Source organism: Pseudonocardia autotrophica (assembly GCF_003945385.1).
Taxonomy (GTDB): Bacteria; Actinomycetota; Actinomycetes; order Mycobacteriales; family Pseudonocardiaceae; genus Pseudonocardia; species Pseudonocardia autotrophica.
Genome location: NZ_AP018920.1, coordinates 4,231,701 through 4,252,888 on the forward strand (window position 1 = coordinate 4,231,701; position 21,188 = coordinate 4,252,888).

Genomic DNA, 21,188 nt, shown 5'->3' on the forward strand with positions numbered 1-21,188 from the left:
GTCGACCGGCGATCGGTCGTCGCGCCGTCGACGCACCTCGCCCCGCGCCCGGGAAGCTCGGGGTCGACGCCGTCGGGCCGCTCATCGCTGCGCCTGGCCCGGGCCGGGGCGGCGGGCACCTCGGGTGCGCCGGCGACAACGCCCGGTCACCGACAGTGATTCCATCGCCGAGCGCTTGCTCGTCGAACTGCGGCTCTCCGGCGCGTCCGGGGTCGTCGACCCGGCCACGTCGAGCACGCTCGGCGACGACGAGAGAGCTGGTCGGTCGGTGCTGATCGAGGCCCCGACGGGCTCAGCGGTGTCGCTCCCATCGCACCCGGGGGCTGTCGACGACGGCGCGGCCGGCGCGATGGTTCGCGGTGCCGAGATGACGCGGGACCGGTCGGAGGTGCGCGTGGCTGGGGCGTGCAAGTGCTCAGCCAGCCGTGCCTCCGCGCGCAGCCGTCGCATCGTCATCGCCCCGACCGACACTCCGTGCCGGGTCGCGTAGACATGCAGCGGGACCCGCTGCAGGCGTGTCTCCCCGATCAGATCCGCCTCGGCATACGACAGCACCCCTGCCGCCACCGCCCCGGCCAACACCAGATCCGGATGCCCTTCCACCGATCCGGCCGACTCACCGGCGACCTCGGCAGCAGCCTCATCCGGCAGAAGAGCGGTCGTGGAGTTGGTGACGCGGCCGGTGCGCAACCCGGCGCGCAGCGCCGCCCACCTCAGCGCCGAAGCCAGACCCGGGCGGCCGGGATCGATCGCGGCGAGTTCGGCCAGGAACCCGGTCACCACGGCGGAGGCGATCTCCTCACCGTCTCCACCGACGCGCGCCACGCACTCCCGATAGGCCCCGGCCAGCATCGGCAACGCCATCCCCGCGCACGCCACCGTCCACGTCGCGCCCTCCTGTCGCGACCTTCCGATCAGATGCGCCCACACCGCATCGCGCACCGGCCGCCCCGTGGACCGGTCCAGGAGCAGCGCCCGCAGCTCCCCCAGCGGGATCTCCCGATCCGCCACCCCGGCGATCCGGGAACCGTCCACCGTCACCGGATACGGCTCGGTGCACAGCCACTCCCACGACACCCGGATCCCGTCCAACACCGCCACCACACCCCGATCCCGACGCGGAATCCCATCGCCTCGCCCGTTATCCGCCATCACCGAACTCCTCACACCGCCACCACGGAACCCGGAACCGATCCGGGAACGGGGAAGAGCAGAACCGGCAGGCGTTGACAGATCGCCCACACGGAGTCGACGCGATGTCGATACAGCACCGATCCGACCGTGACGAAGCCGCTCTCTCGAACGCTCGGAGCAACGCCGGCGGGCCCCCGGGGCGGTGAACACCGCCGCAGCGGTCCGCGGCAAACCGCAGTGTCGACACCCCGCAACCATGGTCGCCACCAGGGTGAATATCGATTCTCGGCGCAGCGATCAGCTGGCCCAGCTCCTCGACAGCCGCCAGACCGCTGACTACTTACGGGTAGCAGTCACCTCGAACCCCTGAGCCCTGGATCGATGCAGCATGACTCTTCGCGTCACCCGACCTTGATGCCGGGTTCGGCGAGGCCGATAGGCGGCCACCATGGCGTCACACGCTGGTCCCTCGACACCGCGAGCGAAAAGTCGAGCCGTTTTCATACGCGAAGGGAATGAAGCGAGAGGCTTGCGTGAGATTCGGTCTCGTGTTCGTGCTTTCTGCAGTGAGAGCCGCGGGACGATTCTCGACACGAGTCGCTCGCCGGCCTCATCGCAGTAGGCGGACGCGACGCACTGCCCGGCGCGCCGCCTCGTTTTCCGGGTTCTGCCGAATCCCCTGTGAGAGGTGTCGATGCCCGACCGTTCCCCCAACGACCGCGGTCCCGCCGGCCCGGGCGCGCGCCGCCCGGGCCGGGCAGGTCGTGGCCCCGCCCACCGCGACGACTCGCCCCGCCCCAGCGGCCGCATCGATCACCCGGCGACCCGGATCGGCGCACGTGGCCGGCGCCGCCGCGCCACGGCAACCGCGTCCTCGGTGTCGTCAGTAGCGCAGCTGCCGGTGACGGTGTGGCTGCTCGACCCACTCCCATCGAACCCCGCGACGATCCGCGAGGTCCTGCACGGACGACTGCTCGCGACCCTCGCCACCGGCAACCCCACGCCGTCACACCGTGCGCCGCGGCCGGACCCGAACGACGAGCTCGACAACGCGACGTCGCTGATCGACACCCCGCCGATCGACACCGAGGCAGCCACCCCGACCGGCGGACCTCGCTCGGGCACCTCAGCCTGCCGCGAGTCCGGCACCGCGGGCGTGGATCTCGGCGACGCTCTCGCAGGTCCTCCCAGCATGCCCCGGCGCGAGCAGAGGGACGACGGCGGCGTGGCCCCTTCGGTCGGGGAGCAACATCGGAATGTCGGACGGTCCGGGTCGGCGTTCTCGAAAGCGGCGGCCGACGACGAGGCGGTCGGGCTGGTGCTGCTCGACCCCGGCGCCGGTCTGGTCTCGTCGCCCGTCCTCGCCGCGGTCGCCGGCGGGCTCGGCCCGCGCACTGTCCTCGCCGTGCTCACCCACCGTCACCGCGGGCGGGGGGCGCTGGTGGATGCGCGCCCGGCCCTGGTCGTCGCGGCGGTGGCGGTCGGGCTCGACCACCTGCAACACATCGTCACCATCACCCGCCACCACAGCACCGGCGGCGAGCCCGGCGGCTGGTGTCTGGGTCCGGACATCTCGCTGTTCCGGCGCCGCCCCGCCCCGGCCCACCGACCGCGAGGAGACCGCCGATGAACGGCCACAGCTCACCCGCGGACGACCGCACCGACCCGATGTCCCCGACCGGGGTCGGGCGGGTGTGGTGGTGTGCGCAGCGCTCGCCGGTCGTGCAGCGCCGGGGCCGTCTCGGCACGGAGTCGGTGGCGCATCCGGCGCGGATGCTGCCCGACCTCGCCGCCCACGCCATCGCCGCCTACAGCCGCCCCGGGGATCTGGTGCTCGACCCGATGTGCGGGATCGGCACCACCCTCGTCGAGGCCGTCCACGCCGGACGCCGTGCGATCGGCGTCGAGCTCGAAGCCCGCTGGGCCCGGGTCAGCACCGACAACCTCGCCCTCGCCGAGTCCGCAGTTTCCTACACCGACGCGGGGGCCGGCGGTCCGGGCGGGCGCGTGCTGCGCGGCGATGCCCGCGACGTCGATCATCTGCTGCGGCGGGAGTGCCCGGATGCGGTCGGGGACGTCGCGCTGGTACTCACCTCCCCGCCCTACGGTGCCGGTGTCCACGGACAGGTCACCGGCACCACTACCGGTGTCGCCAAGCACGACCACCACTACGCCCAGACCCGCCACGCCGCGAACCTCGCCCACACCCCCGGCCGGCTGGCCGAGAACATGACCCGCATCCTCGCCGGGAGCGCGCGGGTGCTCCGTCCGGACGGACGGATCGTCGTGGTCGCTCGCCCGTGGCGCCGCCACGGCGTCCTGGTCGACCTGCCCGGGCAGGTAACAGCCTGCGCCGCCGCGGCCGGACTCGCCCTGGTCGACCGGGCCGTCGCCGTCCTCGCCCGCCTCGACGACCCCACCGAAGATGGCGGGGAAAGTCGGGCGCGGTTGGTGGTGCGGGCGAGCTTCTTCGCCCGCCACAACCTGCTGCGCGCCCGCGCCGCCGGTGATCCGGTCCATCTGATCGCCCACGAGGACGTCTACGTCTTCGCTCTCGCCGGGACGGGCTCGCGGTGAGTGGGCGGCGTAGCGAGACCGACCGGCTCCGTCAGGCGCTGGGGCGGATCACCGGGCGGGACCGGTGGCTGCTGGCGATGCTCGCCGAACACACCGTCCTCACCACGGGACAGCTGCTGGATCTGGGGTTCGCCGACGGACTGCGGCAGGTCCAGAACCGCACCCGCACCCTCCACGCAGCCGGGCTGATCGACCGGTTCCGGCCCGTCCTCGACCGCGGTCAGGGCAGCGCCCCGATCCATCACCTGCTCGGCCCGCACGGCGCCGCACTGCTCGCCGCCGAACACGGCCACACCACCGCTGAGATCGGCTACCGCGGCCCCGCCCGCACCCTCGCCGTCGCGCACCGGATGACCCTCGCCCACGACGTCGCCACCCACACCCTCGTCACCCGCCTCGCCCGCCCCCACCACCTCGACCGATCCGTCCGGTCCGACGCCGCCGGTCCCGGGACCGGTGTGGTGCTGGCGCAGTGGTGGAGCGCGGCGCGGTGCCGTCGCTGCTTCGGCCACCACGTCCGCCCCGACGCCTACCTCACCCTCACCGCCGACCGCCAGAGCACCGACGCCGGTGCGGGCGGGGTGGAGTGGTGGGAGATGTTCCTGGAGTACGACACCGGCAGCGAAACCCTGACCCGGCTCGCCGACAAACTCGCCGGCTATCACAGCCTCGCCGCCGCCACCGGGATCGCCACCCCCGTCGCGATCTGGACCGCGCTACCCGGCCGCGAACCCGGAGCCCGCCGCGCCCTGATCGCCGCGCTCCACCGGCTCACCCGCCCGTGGCTGGTCCCGATCCTCACCGCCTCCGGAGCCCCCTGCACCGTGACCGGGCGGGTGTGGCTGCCGCTCGGCCCGCCCGGGCACCGCGCCGAACGGGTCTCCCTGTCCGACCTCGCCCGCCACGCACCGCACCCCGCCCCGGCCCCGGCCGGTGGGGGTGAGGTCGCGGTTCCGGTGCGGGGTGGCGGTTCCGGTGATCCGTCGGTGCTGCCCGCACCGTCGCCGCGGCCCCCGCACCGCAGCCGTTCTCGGGCGGGGGGCCGTCGGTGAGCGGGCGGAGCCCCGTCGCCGTCGTTCTCGGGGTCGCCGCCGCCGGGCTGATGCTGTTCGTCGCTGCGGTCGCGGCCGTGTTCAGCACCTCGCCCCTCGGAGTCGCATCTGGCGCCAGCGCCGATGCCGTCTCCGATGTTCCGGCGCCGATGCTCGCCCTCTACCGCCAGGCGGCGCTGGGCTGTCCGGGGTTGGACTGGTCGGTGCTGGCCGCGGTCGGGAAGGTCGAGACCGACCACGGCCGCTCCCGGTTGCCCGGGGTCACCTCCGGGGAGAACTCCGCCGGCGCCGCCGGACCGATGCAGTTCCTCGCCCCGACCTTCGCCGCCGTGATCGCGGCCCATCCCCCGCCGCCGGGAGGTGCGACGCCGCCGTCGCGCTACGACCCGCACGACGCCGTCCACACCGCCGCCGCCTACCTCTGCGACTCCGGCGCCCACACCACCCCCGAACGGCCGGGCGACCTACGGGGGGCGTTGTTCGCCTACAACCACTCCACCGCCTACGTCGACCAGGTCCTCGACCAAGCCGCCCACTACCGCGCACCCGCACCCGCACCCGCGCCCGTGCCCGCGCCCGGTGCGGGTTCCGGGGCCGGGCTGGCCGCGCTCGGCTACGCCCGCGGGCAACTCGGCCTGCCCTACCTCTGGGGCGGTGACGGCCCCGCCGCCGGCGAGGCCGGCTTCGACTGCTCCGGACTCACCACCGCCGCCTGGGCCTCGGTCGGCATCGCGATCCCGCGCACCGCACACACCCAGTACCGCGCCCTCCCACCCGTGCCGCTCGACCAACTCCAGGCCGGGGACCTCGTGTTCTTCGGAACCCCCTCCCGGGTGCATCACGTCGGGATCGCCACCGGTGCGGGCACGGCGATGATCCACGCCCCCGACCGCGGCCAGACCGTGCGACTCGGCGACGCCGCGACCCTGCCCGACCTCCTCGCCGCCGCCCGCCCCGCCTGACCGGACGTCCCCGGGCCTCACCCGCACTCGCGCGCAGAGAACTGCGCCGCCGCGTCGATTCCCGCCCAGCCCTGCCCTGCCCACACATGAGGGAGAGACAGCCATGCCCACCGAACAACCCGAACAGTCCACATCGGTCATGACGGCAATGTCGGGTCCGACCGCCGGGATTCCGCGTCCGGCGCGGTTGCTGACGCAGAACTCGGAGATGCGCGAGATCGGCGCCTGGAACTGGTCGCTGCCCGCCTGGGCCGGACGCCTGCCCGACGGCCGCACCTACAACACCTGCCCGTCCGCCGGGGTCTGCGCCCAGGTCTGCTATGCCCGCCAGGGCACCTACCTGTTCCCCACCGTCCGCGCCAAACACCACGCCAACCTCGCCTACGTCCTCGACGACCTCGACGGCTGGACGACGGCGATGCTCGCCGAGCTCGCCCACCCGCGGATGCGCGGGGCGTGGGTGCGCATCCACGACGCCGGCGACTTCTTCTCCGACACCTACCTCACCGCCTGGCTGACCGTCTGCCGTGAGCGCCCGGACACGAACTTCTACGCCTACACCAAGGAGATCGACCGCTTCCGCCGCCTCGTCGAACCGGACCCACCGGCCAACCTGCTCTGGGTCTACAGCTACGGCGGCACCCAAGACCCTGCGATCGACCCCGACCGCGACCGGGTCGCCGACGTCTTCCCCGACACCACCGCGATCACCGACGCGGGCTGGACCTCCAACGAGGCCTCCGACCTGCTCGCCGTCCTCGGCCCCCGCCTCGTCGGGGTGCCCGCCAACCGCATCCCCCACTTCGTCAAGCGGCTCCAGGGCCGGCGGTTCTCCGAGTGGCAGGCCGAGCTCGACGCCGACCGCCGTGCCCGACACCGCCGTCGACGTCCGGGCGACCGCGGCGATCAGCGCGGGCCCGGGCGGCGGTCGCGGCGGACCTCCGGCTCTACCGACGCCCCGGCGCAGTAGGCCGCGCGCGCACTCCGTCTCCTCACACCCGTCAGCCTCTGATCGGAGCTTCGCCATGTCCGCACGCCAGCGCCTCGCCCGCCTCGCGGCCACCGTGCTCGCCGCCGTCCTGCTCGCCGTCGCCGCGGCCGGGACCGCGCTCGCCACGCCGCCCCCGATCGGCCCGCCGATCACCAACATCGCCACCGACATCATCGGCAGCGACTACCGGCCCGACCTCGTCGCCCAGCGCCACCACACCCGCATCCGGCTCGACGCCGGGACCTACACCTACGGCCAGACCTACGACGGCGTCCTCACCCACGACCACACCGCCCTCGCCGTCCCCGCCGGGACCTACACCCTGCACGACGCCGTCCACGACGGCCTCGGCGGGAAGGTCCACGTCTCCTACCTCGACCCCGCACCCGACCCCACCGACCCCACCAGCGGCGTCATCGTCACCACCCGACCGATGCCTACCCGCGCCAAGGTCGTCGGCTGGGGATCGCTGCTGATCCGCACCCGGTAGACGAAGGCGGTCGGCCCCGGTCTCGTCGGGCCGGGGCCGACGTACGCCTGCGACAGCGGACCGGCTGCGACGTTCGGTAACGCTGCTGCCACGGTCGGCGATGCTGTGGCCAGACGGTCCGCCATCCAGGCAGCGAGATCGTGAGCCTGCGACGACGGAGGACCTGTGCCGAGTGTGCGACGTGTCGAGATCCTGCGGTTCCGAGGGATCCGAGAACTCGTCTGGGCCCTCCCGGCCCCGTCGCCGTTCGTCGCGCTGATCGGTCCCGGGGACGCGTGCAAGACCACGATCTTGACGGCGATCCAGAGAGCGCTCTCCGACACCTGGCAGTTGACGTTCCAGGACAGCGACTTCTTCGGTGGTGAGGTCGACGAGCCGATCGTCATCCGGGTCGCCGTTACAGATCTCGACGAAGACCTCCTCGGCCGCGATGTCGCGGGCATGCACCTGTGCGGGATCACCGCGACCGGGGAGCTGCATCACGACCCGGCCGATGGTGACGAGCCGTGCGTGGTTGTGGAACTACGGGTGGAGGCTGACCTGGAGCCTCGGTGGACATTCTTCCGCCCGGGCGATGCCGGTGAACCGACGCCGATCCGCACCTCGGTCCGGTCGAAGTTTCGCGCGTTCCGCGTCGATGACCGGATCGACGGACACCTGCGCTGGTCGCGGACCTCGGCGCTCGGCAAGCTCACCGAGGCACATCACGGCACGCGCGAGGTCCTGATCGGGGCTCAGCGCACGGCTCGCCGGGCCGTGGCCGAGTCGGTCGGTGACGAGCTGCAGGCGCTCACGACCACCGTGCAGGGTCACATCGTCGACAACGGCAGCGGAACCTTCCAGGCATTGCGCCCGGGCCTGGACACTTCGCTGAGCCAGTCCCACGGCAACCTCGCCCTGCACGAGGGCGAGATCCCCTTGACCAGCTACGGGTTGGGGACCCGGCGACTGACCGGTGTCTCGGTCCAGCAGCTGACCCACCCGGGGAAGTCCATCCTGCTCGTCGATGAGCTCGAGCACGGCCTCGAGCCCCACCGCGTCATCCATCTCGCCGACCGACTGCGATTCTCCGGCGCCTCCGCACAGACCATCGTCACCACGCACTCGCCCATCGCACTGCAGCACCTGCATGCCAGCGACCTCGTCAGGGTCCGATGCCGCGACGACGGCACCGTCGAGACCGAGCGCCTCGGCACCAACCTGCAGTCGACCCTTCGCACCCATCCCGGCGCGTTCCTCGCCCGCCATGTTCTGGTCGCCGAGGGCAAGACCGAGCTGGGCATCGCCATGCAGCTCCGCGATCGATGGGACGCCGAACGTCAGAAGGACGACCCTCCGCGTCCGCCGGCGGCCGCGCTCGGCGTCTACGCGATCGAAGGAGGCGGATCTCAGGCCGTCGGACGGGTTCGTGACCTCCGTCGAGCCGGCTACGAGGTCACCTTCTTCCTCGACGCCGACCGCGCCGACACGAACGACCACGCCGATGAACTCGAAGCCGCTGGTGTACGAATCGTGCGCTGGCCCGAGGGCTACAACACCGAGCAAGTCGTCTGCGCTCACCTGACCTGGACGGGCTTGTCTGATCTGATCGACCTCGCCCGAGCGATCATGCTCGACGCGGGCGCCGACAACGACACCGTCGAGAACACCCTGCGCACGCGCCTGATCAAGCACCTCCCGGCTACGGTGACCGACCCCCTCAACACTGCGACCTGGGCCGGAAGCGGGCTGGACCTCGACTCCGCTCGCGACGCCGTCGCCAATGCCGCCACCGACAGCAAGGACGGCAAAGCCTGGTTCAAGATCATCGAGGCCGGCAAGCGCCTGGGGGCGATGCTCCTCGACCATCGCGACCTCGCCGAATCCGAAGCGCTCCAACAGCTGATCACAGACCTGAAAGACGCCATCTACTGCGACCGGACGGGCACGGAGGAAGGGCCCGTATCGGCCGGTCCCGTCGCCACGGCAGTTTCGCGGCAGTGAGCGATACCGCTCGTGCCGAGCAGGCTGCCAAGCTACTCGCCGCACTCCCCGCTTCGGTGGAGATGCCCGCCGGAACCGGGAAAACACACCTCCTCGTAGATGTCGTCCAGCAGATCGCGGACGAGCACACCTCGTCGCCGTCGGGGCGACGACCGAAGGTGCTCGTACTGACCCACACGCACGCGGGGGTGCAGGCCGTCCGCCAGCGACTCGGACACGCGCTCGCCGACGTCACCGACATCTCGACGTTGAGCAGCTTCGCTTTCGACGTCGCCCGTTCCTACCCGCAGCTAGGCGGGATCACGGTGCCGGAGCATCCGGACTGGGAGCAGTCGGCCGCCTATCTGCAGGCCGGAGTCCGCGTGTGCGGAAGCACCCACATCCGTCGAGTTCTAGCCGCCTCCTACACCCACCTGCTGGTCGACGAGTACCAGGACTGCTCGCGACCCCAGCACGAGCTCATCGTGTCGCTGAGCGGCTGCATCCCGGCGACGGCGGTATTCGGTGACCGTCTGCAAGGCGTCTTCGGATTCGATCGAGCGCTCCCACTCGTGTCCTGGGCCGACGTGGAGGCCAGCTTTTCCCGCTACTCGGTCCAGCACGAGCCGTGGCGGTGGCACGGGCACAACCGCGACCTCGGGACCTGGTTGCTGTCGCTGCGCGCCAGGCTCGTCCCCGGAACCACCCTCGACCTCAGCGACGCCGAGACGCCGTCCGGGATGCGGTTCCTGCCCGCGGACCCCACGAACAAGGCGCTGAAGAACGAGGTCTACCGAACCCGTCCGCCCGGAGAGTCGGTGCTGGTACTGACCGGAAACGCGCCCGCACAGACCCGCAAGATCGCCTCTCAAGTCTGTCGCCAGGGCTACTCCGCCATGGAGGACATCAACGGCGCTTTCATGCGAGAACAGTTGATCGAACTCGCCGCGACCCCCGTCGACGGATGGGCGTGCTGGCTCGCCCGCCTCGCGAAGAGATGCTTCACCGGATACAGCAAGATCGACGATACGGTCATGAAACGCCTGGCAGCGAAACGCCCGGCAGCCGGACTGTCCCGACCCGGTCTCGCGGCCACAGTCGCCGCGCTCGACGTTGTGGCAGCCGCGCCGTCGTTGACGACTCTCGCAGCCGCCATGCGGGGCATCGACCGCGCACGTGAGGCGTCCGCCCACTCCTCGGAGGCGTGGCGGACCGTCGCGGCCGCGATTGACGGCGTCCCCCGCGACTGCGACGCCGCGGAGCTGCGCGACGAGCTGCTGCGGTCTCTCGCAGCGCTCCGCGACCAGCTCCGCCACATCGGTCGCCCCGAACGCCACCGCCAGGTCTCCCGGACTCTGCTGGTCAAGGGCCTCGAGTACGACCACGTGATCATCACCGACATCAGCGCTCTCACCGATGTCTGCAACCTCTACGTCGCGCTCACTCGCGCACGCAAGACCATCACGATCATCGGTCACTCAGCACACGTCGCGTTGAGCGCCACGCGCGGCGCCACCATCTGAAACCCGCATCGTCAGCATCGAGGCAGTCGAGCAGGGACAGCGTGCGATGTCCCTGCTCGACCGCCTTCACGACCGCTACAGGGCGTCGGTGCTGCTCACCTCCGCGGCCTGGGACGGACAGCCGGGTGCGCGTGGCCGCCCGGCCGGGGCACCGCACAGATCCGGCGCTCCGGTGCACGCCGGAGCCAGCTCGTAGTCGTGCACGCGAGCACAGCAGCGGCTCATCCACCCGACCGCGCCCGCGCGGTTAAGCACGAGCACGATGTCCCCGACTCCTCCGTCGCGGCAGGCGGCGCCCTCGCTACCTCCACAGATCCGGCCCCCGGTCGCCTCATGGGCCGTGTCCGTGGCCAGGTCTTCCGGTACAGCGACAGCATCGACGCCGGACCACCCGATGACGTCGCCGACCGTCTCCTCGGCCCGGCGCGGTGGCGGGGTGTCGGGGTCGGTAGTCGCGGTCATCGTGGTCACCACCACCGGCTGGGGTTCGGGACGCCGTCGAGGTCGGCCTGGGGGCAGCCGGGCTCGCAGTACTGCCCCGGCGCGGCCCCGCAGCCGACCGGCGCGTACGGGCACGGCGGAACCGGGGTGCAGCCGCACATGTCGCCGCAGCCGGTGCACACGTGCACGATCCCCCCGCTCGGGGCCACCTCCCACAACAACAGCTCCTCGGTGGTGCCGCACCAGTCACACCGAGACGGGCGCGACTCCTGCGCGCGCAGGCGGACGGTGTCGATGACGATCCGCGCGAGGCGCTCGTAGCGGCTGATACTCACGCTCACCACCCCCCGCACTCGGTCGCAGCCGACACCGCCGAGCACACGAGCAGCAGCGCGGTCAGACCCAGCCCGACCACGGCGGCACCCCGCGCGACCCGCAGCCACCACGGGCGGGATCGGGTGTGGGGCAGCGGCCACTGCTGACGGTGTCGAGCGCGGCGGACCGCCCGGACCCGCCGGGCCCCGGGCCCGTGCTCGCGGTCGTGGCGGGCCGGGTGGAGGGGTCCGGGCGCTGTCGCCGAGGCGGGATCGGTGTCGGGGTGGTGATTCTGGGGCAGGTTGCTGGCAGGCTCGTTCACAGCCGTGACTCCTGATCTGTGCAGGGGATCGGTCAGGTCCGTGTCTCGCGTTGCAGCGCGGGACACGGACCAGCCCCACCCCCCGGGTTCGTTCCCGGGACGGGGTGCTCGGGGCCGCCCGAGGGCAGCCGTGGGCGCCGGGGGCGGACCGGGCCGACTGGAGATCGGCCCGGCCCGCACCCGGTTCGGTCAGCGCTCGGACTCGACGCCGTCGTCGGTCGAGATCGCGGTCGTAGTGATCTCGGCACCGACCGCGTCCGTGGTGGCGGGGGCGGTGTGCTGGTAGCGGGAGGGGCGGTCGCAGGTGCGGACCGCGACGCCGTCACCGACGAGCCGCTCACACGCCTTCGACACCGCCCCGACGCTGCGCCCACCGAGACCGCGGGCGATCTCGGTCGGGGAGAACTCCTGCCCCGGGTGCGCGGCCAGGTACTCCGCGACCGCATCCCGCAGCCCCCCGGCCGGGCCGCCGGTGCCGACGACGGCGCGCACGCCCCGCGATCCCGACGACAGCCCCGACACCCCGGACGCGGCGTTGACCATGCCCCGCTGGACCGCCGCCACGATCTGGGCGGGTGAGACCGGCGACCAGCGGGTCACCGCGCCGTCCTCGACCGCGGTCGCGATCCCGGCCCGCTGGTAACGCATCAGGACCCTTGCCACGACCGCCGGGTCCAGCGCCACCCCGACCGTCTCGGCGTCCGCGGCCAACCGGAGCGCGGTCGCGCCGGGCGAGTGGTGCAGCATCCGCCACACCGCCACCGCGATCGAGATCTCCGGCACCGAGGGCCGCGATCCGACCTGCAGCGCCAGCCACGGCACCGCATCCGACCACGACACCACGACCTCCTCCCCCGGAGCCTCAGCCGCCGCCGGGGTCGCGGACTCCGCGGCCGGGGTATCGGCCGGGGACACGTCGTCGGTCGGGGTCACGGCCTCGGCCGGGGCCGTCGGGCTGGTGGTCGCGGTGTCCTCGACCTCAGCGACGGCGACGTCGTCGGGCGTGGGGTCGGGGGTGGTGTCGACCGTGGTGAGTGGGGTGGTGGACCGTCGGGGGCGACGCCCGGCGGGCTTGGCAGTGTTGGCGGTGGTGGACATGGCTGTCTCCGATCAGGTGATGAGGAATGTCGCGCATCCGATTCCGACGGAATCAGATGAAACACCGGACCTTCGTGGTTCACATTTCGCATTCCCGGTCCGACACGAAAAACGCTACTCCTCGCCACCGACCCCAGCAATGGCCGAATGCGTCGTTTGGCGCAGTCGATCTGGTCTCGTAGAACAGAGTGTAATTCCCGCCGGTGCGCTTCACCGGACAGGGGACACGCCGGGGACCAGTCACACAGCAGCGGGAATGAATCAGCGGTGCGAGCGGCGGCCGGACAGGACGCACCAGTGCCGATCAGATGGACCACGATCTGCACGTCAGAAGCGCCTGACGGGTCGCGAGGCGGTCGGGGTCGACGAAGAACCATCGGGGTGATGAGGTTGTGCGGCGGGGCCGTTCTGCGGGACCGACGGGTTATCGGGTTCCCCGTCGGGAGTCTGGGTCGACCCGACCGGCCCATTGCAGCCGCACCCAGCAGTCTGGTCGACACGGCACCCTCGCATTAGAACGAGTCCGGAGGCGACGACGGAAACGAGACCGTGAACGAGACCAATGCGAGAGAACCTCAACGACACCGGTCGACAGTTTTTCTCTCGGGAGGCTGCGTCCCTCGGAGTTCAGTCGTCAAACCTTTCGTGACACCCTGACCTCGCTTCTCGCCGCCGCGGCGGCAGCCGAGATGGACGCGCGAGGTCGACTCCGTGCGGCGTCTGAGACGGCACGACCTCGCGCTTCCCTGCAGCAACATCAGCCCCCGGGTATCGGCGAACGCCCGACGTACCGACACGGGCGAACACGAGGAATGTTCGCATCTGCGAACGCTCCTCATCACCTTGCGTGACCAGCGAACACAAAGGGGGTGACGTGCACGAACACCTCGCCGGCGCGAGTGATCGATGCAGATGGCTTTGGCGGAACTGCCCGTGGTGACGCGGTGGGAGGTGTAGAACCCCGGCCCTCACCACTGGGCAGGCGAGAGGACATCGCCATGATCGACACGGGCGGGGCAGCCGGCGGGTTCGCGGTGGATCCGGACACAGTGCGGCACGTGCAGGCGGTGCTCGACGACCTCTCCCGGACTCTACTGGAGGCCCGCAGGTCGGAGGACCGCCTCGACGACTCCCCCACCGCGGACCACAGCCGCCCCTGGGCTCCGCCGGTTGCGGTGTCGGTGTCGGTGCCGAGGTGGCATGACGAACTCGACCGGCGGTGGCAGCACCACCGCGCAGTCCTGGTGCGCGCCCAGCAGAGCACCGCAGCATCGTTGGTCGAGGTCTTGCGCTCCTACATCGACGTCGATGCTCGCCTCGCCGCCGCCCTGCGCCGGTCGGCAGCCGAGGAACGTCTCGTCGAAGCTGCGGCGCATCGTCCCGGCGCGGGCCCCGAGCGCCTACCCGAGGGTCCGTCCGACGACGCGGTGAGTACGGCCGTCCGGTCGTTGGACCATGCGATCGTCGTCTGGCGGTCCCGGCGCGACCACGCCGCCGACACCGGCCACGCTCTGACCGCCGCGCTCGGGCAGCTGCGCTGGACCGGGCCCGCCGCCACCGCCTTCACCGCCTGGGCCGACGCGCACGTGCAGCAGTGGCGTGGCATGGCCGAGGTCGCCGACCGGGTCGTCCGCACACTGGTCGACACCCCTGCCGACGGCTCCCCGGCCCCGGTGCCTCGCCTCGACATCTCTGTCCCCCTCGACATCCCGCCACCGACTCGACCGGTCGACAACGCGACCGTATCGACAATCACGCCTCTCCCGGGCCCGATCGACGACATCGACCCCGCCGATCCGCCAGCGGAACGCCCCACCAGGGAGTCCGACCGGCCTGCTCTCCCGGACGAGCGCGACGACCTCGACGAGGTGGCGTCGATGGCCCCGCGCTCTGTGCAGGACGAGCCCGACCTCGCCACAACCGCGGGCGGCCCCGGCCCCGGTCCGGCGGCGATCGGCTCAGCTGCCGTCGCCGGAGTCGCACCGCCCGCGGATCAGCCCGCGACCGGCGGGGCGACGGTCCCCAGCGCTGCGATGGCCGGTGCGACCGCGCTGGCCCGCGCCGAACGCGACCACCACGTCATCCGCGAGATCACCCTCCCCACCACCCCGCCCACCCCGTCCCCGGGTGCGAAGGTTGATGACACTGTCCTGGCCCCGCCAGCACAGCGCGACCAGCCCGCGACTCCCACGCCCGGACGGCCCGAACCCTCGCCGACGCTCGTCCCAGGTCGCAGCGGTGTCACCCCGAGCACGAGCCCGGGACGCCCGCCGTGGCGGTCACGGCGCCGGGACACCGGACGGGCACCGATGTGGGTCAACCTGTGCCCCAACAATCCGACCGGAACCTGGCTCGACCTCACCGACTCCCCCGGCATCGGACTCCTCGGCGCCGGCGCCGACGACACCACCCGCACCACCCTGCACGAACTCCTCACCCACACCGACACCCTCGTCATCGTCCCCGCCAGCCTGCTCGCCGCCCTGACCGAAACCACCGAGCCGGAGCCGGTGCTCCCGCTCGACGGGGCCGCCCGAGTCAACGTGGTCACCGATCCCTTCCACGGGCTCACTGTCCTGGCCGGGAACCCGACACGGGCGTGCCTGCTGGTCGTCCCCGCCCCGCACAATGACCTCGCCCGCACTCGACTGACCACAGCCCTACGCGCACCCCGACCCGCGCCCGCCGCCGCCGTCCTGATCGGCCCATGGCCCCTCGGCAGCGAACTCGACATCGACCACGACCACCTGATCCACGCCCACCACCGGCCCGGAACTCGCGACCTCACCGGCTGCCGCCTGCACCCCACCAGCCCGGCCGAACTCCTCGCCCGCCTGCTCGGAGCAGCGACACCGGACACGCTTCGACCAGAGAGCGACGACACCCCCGAAGTGGTTGGAGCCGAGGCCGCTGACGACGATTCGCGCGTACCCCTCGCCCTGCGGGTCCTGGGCCCCGTCGAGCTCCACCACCACACCGGCGACGGCGAGCACGTCGCGATCACACCGCTACCCCGCCTCGCCCGGGAACTATTGGCCTGGCTCGCAGCCCACCCCGACGGCGCCACCCGCGACCACCTCGTCGACACCCTCTGCCCCGACAGCACCGCGAAACGCCCCGAAACCACCCTCTACGCCGCCCTGTCCCGGCTCCGCCGCCTGGTCGCCGACTCCACCGGCGGCCACGCCGTCGACCCGATCGACACCAGCAGCAGCCGGTGGAGACTCGACCCCGACGTCGTCACCATCGACTACTGGGCCCTGCTCACCACCACGATCCCGGCCCCCGACCTCGACAGCCGGCGCCGTCAGCTCACTGCGGCGGTCGAGGTGTACCGCGGGCTCTACGCCGCGGACCTGTCCCCCGTCTGGGCCCACACGCTGCGCGAAGCCGCCCGCCGACGACACCTGGAGATCATCAACGAACTCGTCGGCCTCGAACTCCGCGCCGGCCACGACCACGCCGCCCTCAGGCTTCTCGAACAAGCACGCGCGATCGAACCCACCAACGAAGCGCTCTACCGATCGATCATGATGATCCAGCTCCGCGCCGGGCACACCGACGACGCACACCGCACATTTCGGCTGCTGCGCGCCGAACTCGACGTCATCGACGCCGCTCCCGAACCCCGGACCATGCGACTCCTCGCCACAGGAACAGCACCTCAGACACACCGACACCCGGGTCACCAATGAGATCACCGCATCGAGCCCACGATCGCGTTGACCACGACGGCCCGCCTCCTCGTTCGGACCCCACGATGGTGGCGGCAAACCGGCTCTTCCGGAAATGGAGTGCAGGTGAGGGCGTGATCGACCGCGCGGGTGGGGTCGTGTCGCTGCGGTGAGGCGGGCCCCGAGAAGTTGATGATGAAGGTTCCTACGCCGAACACCGTCAACAAGCCCGGGGACCCGATGTCGCAGCCTACGTGCCCGCCTGCCCAGATCGTGGCCGACACGATCATCCGTACCGTCGAGCTCGGGGTGCGGATCACCGACGCCGCCCTGGCCGGGGAGACCACGGTGCTGTGGTGCGACCTGCTCACCGACGGGCCCGGCGCCTGCCCGGGGTGCGGACTGACCGGGATCTACCGCGACAGCACCGAGCGCCGCGTCAGCGACGTCCCGGTGGTCGGCCATCCGCTGCAACTGCGGGTCCGGGTGCCGCGCTACCGGTGTGTCCACGATGACTGCGCCCGCGAGATCTTCGCCCACGACTCGACCCGCCTGGCCCGTCCCGGTGCGTCCACGACCCGGCGCTGCGCGGAGTACGTGTTGCGCCGCTTGGCGATCGACAAGGCGACGGTCGCCGCGGTCGCCCGTGAGCTGGGCCGCAGCTGGGACACCGTGAACAGCGTCGCGGTCGCCGCGACCGAGCAGCTGCTGCGCTCCGCCGGGCCGGCCCGCCTGGACGGGGTGCGGGTGATCGGGGTCGACGAGCACAAGTGGGCGCACGTGTTCGGCGCCGACGGAGACGGGTTCGTCACCGTGATCACCGACCTCACCGATGTCGTCGCAGGCCACGGCCGTGCGCGGCTGCTCGACCTGGTCCCGGGCCGCTCGGCGGCGGCCCTGAAGACCTGGCTCGACGCCCGCGACCCGGCCTTCCGCGACGGGGTCCGGGTCGTGGCGATGGACGGTTTCGGCGGCTACAAGAACGCCGCCACCGACGCGTTGCCCGATGCGGTCACGGTGATGGACCCGTTCCACGTCGTCGCCCTGGCCGGGCACAAGCTCGACCTGTGTCGCCAACGTGTCCAGCACGACACCGGGCCTTGACCCCGGATAGTGGACACGGGGTGGATTACGCGGCTGCTGGGACGGTAGTTGCGTAGCTCGCCTCGTAGTTGTTCGGGGTCTGGTAGCGGCAGTAGGAGTGTCGCCGTCGGGTGTTGTAGCGGGTCATCCATCGGAACAGTTCTCGGCGGCAGGTCATTTCGTCGGGCCAGAACGGGTTGTCCTGCAACACTTCCCGTTTCAGGGTGGCGTTGAACGACTCGGCCAGGGCGTTGTCGGCGCTGGACCCGACCGCGCCCATGGTCTGGCGGACGCCGAGCCGGTCACAGAGCTCGGCGTAGGCGCGGCTGGTGTAGGTCGAGCCGTGGTCGGAGTGGAAGATCGCCCCGGCAAGGCTTGCGCGGTCCGCGGACGCTGCGCGCAGAGCGTCGGCGACGAGCTCGGTGCGCATGTGGTCGGCCAAGGCCCACCCGGCCAGCCGCCGGGAGTAGCAGTCGATCACGGTGGCCAGGTAGAGATTGCGCCCGTCGGCCAGCGGCAGGTAGGTGATGTCACCGACGTAGACGGTGTTCGGGGCGGCGGCGGTGAAGTCGCGTCCGAGCAGGTCGGGCACCGGGCTCTGGGCGGGCTCGGGGATGGTGGTGCGCACCCGGCGGCGTCGGCGGTAGCCGGTGATGCCGTACTCGCGCATGACGCGGGCGACGCGCTTGTGGTTCACCCGCTGCTCGGGTGCGACCCCGTCGTTGAGCTCAGCGGTGATCCGTGGCCGTCCGCAGGTGCGGTCGCCCTCGTGCACGACACGGATCCGCTCGGCCAGGGCGATGTCGGCCGCTTCGCGTTGCGCCCGCGCGGGCGCAGCCGCGAGCCAGGCGTAGAACGAGGAGCGCCGCACATCGAGCAGGGCGCACAGCCGCTTCACCGTCCAGCCCGCACGGGGCCTGGAGGTGGTCTCACGGTGGTCGGCGACGAACTGGAAGCGGGTCACCAGCGCGTCTCCCCGGCGAAATACTTGGCCGCCTGGCGGAGGATCTCCCGCTCGGTCTCGAGCTTGGTCTTCTCCGCCCGCAACGCCTTGTTCTCGGCCTCGAGACGGGCCAGGCGCTGCTCGGGTGTCTCATCGCGGCCCGGGGCCGCCGCGCGGTTCGGTGTCCGGTCACGGCCCGATCGCGGGTCTCGGGTCGTGGTGCCGTCCGCGGTGGTGCGGGTGCCGCTGCCGTGCCGGTCGAGCCACAAGCGCAGCGTCGTGCGCTCAATCCCCAGGTCAGCGGCGGTGCCCTTCACCGTCGCCCCGGGCGTGGACTCGTACAACTCGACGGCCTGCCGACGGAACTCGTCGGAGTAGTTCTTGCGGGCCATGGTCAGACATCATCTCGCTTTCCCCGACCGTGCGGGGATCAACGTGTCCACGGAACGGGGTCAGGACCCGTTCAAGACCGAGTTGATTCGTCCGCAGGGCCCGTGGCGAGGGTTGGACGACCTTGAGATCGCCACCCTTGAGTACATCGACTGGTTCAACCATCGGCGCCTGCACGGCGAACTCGGGATGATCACACCGACCGAAGCCGAAGCCACCTACTACCGCGATCACGCCCCACAGCAGCATGCTGAACGGGCAGAACCCAGCCTCCACTGAACCCGGGGCGGTTCACGCCGTGGTGCAGCGCCCGCTCCCCACCACCTTCTGCGGGTGGCGGAGGGGGCGGCGGTGGAAGTGGTTGTGGCCGGAGAACTCGGCGAACGCGCTCGCCACCGCCCTTGCGCGGCGTGTCGTGGCGGCGCGGGCTGCGTGCTGGGTGTGGTCGCTGGTGTCGTCGGGGTGGGTGGTGGCGAGGTAGCGCAGCGCGACGGTGTAGCCGCCGCCCGACCCGCTGATTTTCGTGGCGATTGCGCGGTCCTGCGCTGAGTCGACCAGCCGGCCCGCCCCCACCGCCGGACCTGACCTCGGGGGCGGGTGGGAGTGGCGGGTGCGGGTGGTGCGGTGGGCGGGTCCGTGCACCGCGGTCGCAACAACCTCCTGCACAACGCTCGCTGCCAGCGCGGCGAGCCCGGACACCGCCGAGGCCATGACACCGGCGGCGCGGCGCCGGTGTGGCCGGGCCAGGGCAGCGAGCTGGGCTGCGGGCAGCGGTCGGGCCAGGATCTGCACCTGTACCGTCTCCCGCTCGGTGAGCGGGCCGGGTGCGCCGATCAGCGCCCGCAGCGGGTCGGCGCGGTGCTCGGTCGCAATCCGCAACTCGGCCGGGCGCGCCAACCCCAGCCGGCCCCCGGCCACCACCGGCTCCCCCGCCCCTGCCGCGGCGCGGCGCCAGGATCGTCGTGGAGCTGGTGGCCGAGTGACCGGGACGGTGCTGGTGCGGGCACCGGGCTAGGGCGTGTCCTGTAAGGGTTCTGACCTGCTGTCGGTGATCATGCTCGGGTGGTGGGTCGGGGTGAGCTGACGGACAAGGCCTGGGCGCGAATCGAGCCGTTGCTGCCCCCGGTCGCAGGGCGAGGCCGGCGGTGGCGCGATCACCGTCAGGTGATCAACGCGATCCTGTGGAAGCTGCGCACCGGCGCCCCGTGGCGCGACCTGCCCGAGCGCTACGGACCCTGGAAGACCGCGCATGAACGCCTGCGGATCTGGACCGCGGACGGCACCTGGGAACGCATCCTCGACGACGTGATCGTCAAGGATGACGCCGTCGGGAACGTGGAGTGGACCTTCAGCATCGATTCCAGCAGCGTCCGGGCTCACCAGCACTCCGCCGGTGCCCGGAAAAAGGGGGCTGCACCACTGGGTGGGTCGAAGCCCTCGCCGTCGACGGAGAAGCCCTCGGACGGTCCCGTGGCGGGCTGACCAGCAAGATTCATCTCGCGGTCGATGGGCGCGGACTGCCGATGTCGGTGATCCTCACCCCGGGCCAGGCCGGGGACAACCCACAACTGCTCCCGCTGCTCGATCAGATCGTGGTCGGCCGAGACGGACCCGGCCGACCACGCACCCGGCCCGACCGGGTGCTGGCCGACAAGGCCTACTCCCACCCCTCGACCCGCGCGGCGCTACGCCGGCGCCGCATCGCGTTCACCAGCCCCGAACGCAGCGACCAGATCCAGCGCCGACGCGCGAAGGGCCCCCGCGGCGGTCGCCCACCGGCGTTCGACCCGGCCCTCTACGCCAGTCGCAACGTGGTCGAACGCTGCTTCAACCGGCTCAAACAGTTCCGCGCCCTCGCCACCCGCTACGCGAAGCGCGTGGCCTACTACAGATCATCATCGCCGCGACCGTGTTGTGGCTGCGCACCGACTTACAGGACACGCCCTAGCCCCACCGCGCACAAGCTGGCTCAGATCCTGCATGCCCGGCAGCGCCCGGTGCTCGCTCTCGGCGCCCCGGGTGCCGTCGACGCCGTCCACGACTATGCGTCCAAGCCGTACGAGGACGATCAGGCCGCGCCGCGTTGGGACACCGCTGCGTTGATCAACGCTGTCGGCTGGCGACTGCTGCAGACTGCCCTCGACCAGGGGGAGAACGCCGCACTCGACCTCTTACACCGCGTCGCCGACGAACTTCGCGCCCCGTCCGATAGGGCGGTACTAGCCGAGCTT

The 21,188-nt window shown here is 71.7% G+C and carries 17 protein-coding genes and 1 pseudogene; 12 read left to right on the plus strand and 6 right to left on the minus strand.

Annotated features, from left to right (window positions below; genetic code table 11):
- Nucleotides 1-81: 81 nt before the first annotated feature.
- Nucleotides 82-1,101, minus strand: coding sequence for a hypothetical protein (locus Pdca_RS19785; RefSeq protein WP_125911477.1), 1,020 nt, complete (start codon nucleotides 1,099-1,101; stop codon nucleotides 82-84).
- Between the two features lie 934 nt (nucleotides 1,102-2,035).
- Here Pdca_RS19785 and Pdca_RS19795 point away from each other — a divergent pair.
- The 8 genes from Pdca_RS19795 to Pdca_RS19830 all read left to right on the plus strand — a co-directional run bounded on the left by Pdca_RS19795 (nucleotide 2,036) and on the right by Pdca_RS19830 (nucleotide 10,691).
- A complete protein-coding gene (locus Pdca_RS19795) occupies nucleotides 2,036-2,764 on the plus strand; it encodes a hypothetical protein (protein ID WP_085916375.1) in 729 nt (242 codons plus the stop codon).
- Nucleotides 2,761-3,711 carry a TRM11 family SAM-dependent methyltransferase gene (locus Pdca_RS19800; protein WP_085916376.1) on the plus strand — a complete coding sequence of 317 codons (951 nt, stop codon included), beginning with the start codon at nucleotides 2,761-2,763 and terminating at the stop codon, nucleotides 3,709-3,711. Before Pdca_RS19795 ends, Pdca_RS19800 begins: the two co-directional genes overlap by 4 nt.
- On the plus strand, nucleotides 3,708-4,763 hold the full coding sequence (locus Pdca_RS19805; RefSeq protein ID WP_085916377.1) for a replication-relaxation family protein: 1,056 nt from the start codon (nucleotides 3,708-3,710) through the stop codon (nucleotides 4,761-4,763). Before Pdca_RS19800 ends, Pdca_RS19805 begins: the two co-directional genes overlap by 4 nt.
- A complete protein-coding gene (locus Pdca_RS19810) occupies nucleotides 4,760-5,725 on the plus strand; it encodes a C40 family peptidase (RefSeq protein ID WP_232021064.1) in 966 nt (321 codons plus the stop codon). The genes Pdca_RS19805 and Pdca_RS19810 overlap by 4 nt, the downstream gene beginning before the upstream one ends.
- A gap of 139 nt (nucleotides 5,726-5,864) precedes the next feature.
- Complete coding sequence (locus Pdca_RS19815; protein ID WP_158092347.1) at nucleotides 5,865-6,695, plus strand: GP88 family protein; 831 nt, start codon at nucleotides 5,865-5,867, stop codon at nucleotides 6,693-6,695.
- A 55-nt stretch (nucleotides 6,696-6,750) separates the two neighbouring features.
- Nucleotides 6,751-7,206 (plus strand): hypothetical protein, encoded by a 456-nt coding sequence (locus Pdca_RS19820; RefSeq protein WP_085916378.1) that lies wholly within the window; start codon nucleotides 6,751-6,753, stop codon nucleotides 7,204-7,206.
- 174 nt (nucleotides 7,207-7,380) lie between these two features.
- Nucleotides 7,381-9,189, plus strand: coding sequence for an AAA family ATPase (locus tag Pdca_RS19825; RefSeq protein WP_085916379.1), 1,809 nt, complete (start codon nucleotides 7,381-7,383; stop codon nucleotides 9,187-9,189).
- Nucleotides 9,186-10,691: a UvrD-helicase domain-containing protein gene (locus tag Pdca_RS19830; RefSeq protein WP_085916380.1), complete on the plus strand. Its 1,506-nt coding sequence runs from the start codon at nucleotides 9,186-9,188 to the stop codon at nucleotides 10,689-10,691. Before Pdca_RS19825 ends, Pdca_RS19830 begins: the two co-directional genes overlap by 4 nt.
- A 75-nt stretch (nucleotides 10,692-10,766) precedes the next feature.
- On the opposite strand, the gene Pdca_RS19835 is transcribed toward Pdca_RS19830, so the two are convergent.
- The 3 genes from Pdca_RS19835 to Pdca_RS19845 form a co-directional block, all read right to left on the minus strand.
- Nucleotides 10,767-11,153, minus strand: coding sequence for a hypothetical protein (locus Pdca_RS19835; protein ID WP_125911479.1), 387 nt, complete (start codon nucleotides 11,151-11,153; stop codon nucleotides 10,767-10,769).
- Nucleotides 11,154-11,158: 5 nt separating this feature from the next.
- Nucleotides 11,159-11,467: a hypothetical protein gene (locus Pdca_RS19840; RefSeq protein WP_125911480.1), complete on the minus strand. Its 309-nt coding sequence runs from the start codon at nucleotides 11,465-11,467 to the stop codon at nucleotides 11,159-11,161.
- 491 nt (nucleotides 11,468-11,958) lie between these two features.
- Nucleotides 11,959-12,867 carry a hypothetical protein gene (locus Pdca_RS19845; protein ID WP_085916384.1) on the minus strand — a complete coding sequence of 303 codons (909 nt, stop codon included), beginning with the start codon at nucleotides 12,865-12,867 and terminating at the stop codon, nucleotides 11,959-11,961.
- A gap of 998 nt (nucleotides 12,868-13,865) precedes the next feature.
- Here Pdca_RS19845 and Pdca_RS19850 point away from each other — a divergent pair.
- Complete coding sequence (locus Pdca_RS19850) at nucleotides 13,866-16,562, plus strand: AfsR/SARP family transcriptional regulator (RefSeq protein ID WP_085916385.1); 2,697 nt, start codon at nucleotides 13,866-13,868, stop codon at nucleotides 16,560-16,562.
- Between the two features lie 219 nt (nucleotides 16,563-16,781).
- Nucleotides 16,782-17,645 carry an ISL3 family transposase gene (locus tag Pdca_RS19855; RefSeq protein ID WP_197719780.1) on the plus strand — a complete coding sequence of 288 codons (864 nt, stop codon included), beginning with the start codon at nucleotides 16,782-16,784 and terminating at the stop codon, nucleotides 17,643-17,645.
- 25 nt (nucleotides 17,646-17,670) lie between these two features.
- Here Pdca_RS19855 and Pdca_RS19860 read toward each other — a convergent pair.
- Nucleotides 17,671-18,959 (minus strand): IS3 family transposase gene (locus tag Pdca_RS19860; RefSeq protein ID WP_125911481.1). Its coding sequence is split into 2 segments (ribosomal slippage): nucleotides 17,671-18,605 and nucleotides 18,605-18,959, totalling 1,290 coding nucleotides; the frame shifts between segments, so codons are not numbered across the junction.
- Here Pdca_RS19860 and Pdca_RS19865 point away from each other — a divergent pair.
- The gene (locus Pdca_RS19865; RefSeq protein WP_085916386.1) at nucleotides 18,958-19,236 is read left to right on the plus strand and encodes an integrase core domain-containing protein; all 279 of its coding nucleotides are present in this window, start codon (nucleotides 18,958-18,960) and stop codon (nucleotides 19,234-19,236) included. The two genes, Pdca_RS19860 and Pdca_RS19865, sit on opposite strands and share 2 nt — an antisense overlap.
- Before the next feature lie 12 nt (nucleotides 19,237-19,248).
- Here the strand turns inward: Pdca_RS19865 and Pdca_RS19870 are convergent, their stop codons facing one another.
- Complete coding sequence (locus Pdca_RS19870) at nucleotides 19,249-19,875, minus strand: hypothetical protein (protein ID WP_085916387.1); 627 nt, start codon at nucleotides 19,873-19,875, stop codon at nucleotides 19,249-19,251.
- Between the two features lie 147 nt (nucleotides 19,876-20,022).
- On the opposite strand from Pdca_RS19870, the pseudogene Pdca_RS19875 reads away from it, so the two are divergent.
- Nucleotides 20,023-20,846, plus strand: a pseudogene (locus Pdca_RS19875) (IS5 family transposase); the annotation flags it as partial.
- Nucleotides 20,847-21,188: the final 342 nt, after the last annotated feature.

What these genes read in the sequence shown, in the direction of transcription:
- Pdca_RS19800 (WP_085916376.1), top strand. Translation starts at nt 2,761, where the DNA reads ATGAACGGCCACAGCTCACCCGCGGACGACCGCACCGACCCGATGTCC.
- Pdca_RS19815 (WP_158092347.1), top strand. Translation starts at nt 5,865, where the DNA reads ATGACGGCAATGTCGGGTCCGACCGCCGGGATTCCGCGTCCGGCGCGG.
- Pdca_RS19820 (WP_085916378.1), top strand. Translation starts at nt 6,751, where the DNA reads ATGTCCGCACGCCAGCGCCTCGCCCGCCTCGCGGCCACCGTGCTCGCC.
- Pdca_RS19835 (WP_125911479.1), bottom strand. Translation starts at nt 11,153, where the DNA reads ATGACCGCGACTACCGACCCCGACACCCCGCCACCGCGCCGGGCCGAG.
- Pdca_RS19845 (WP_085916384.1), bottom strand. Translation starts at nt 12,867, where the DNA reads ATGTCCACCACCGCCAACACTGCCAAGCCCGCCGGGCGTCGCCCCCGA.
- Pdca_RS19850 (WP_085916385.1), top strand. Translation starts at nt 13,866, where the DNA reads ATGATCGACACGGGCGGGGCAGCCGGCGGGTTCGCGGTGGATCCGGAC.
- Pdca_RS19855 (WP_197719780.1), top strand. Translation starts at nt 16,782, where the DNA reads ATGTCGCAGCCTACGTGCCCGCCTGCCCAGATCGTGGCCGACACGATC.
- Pdca_RS19865 (WP_085916386.1), top strand. Translation starts at nt 18,958, where the DNA reads ATGGTCAGACATCATCTCGCTTTCCCCGACCGTGCGGGGATCAACGTG.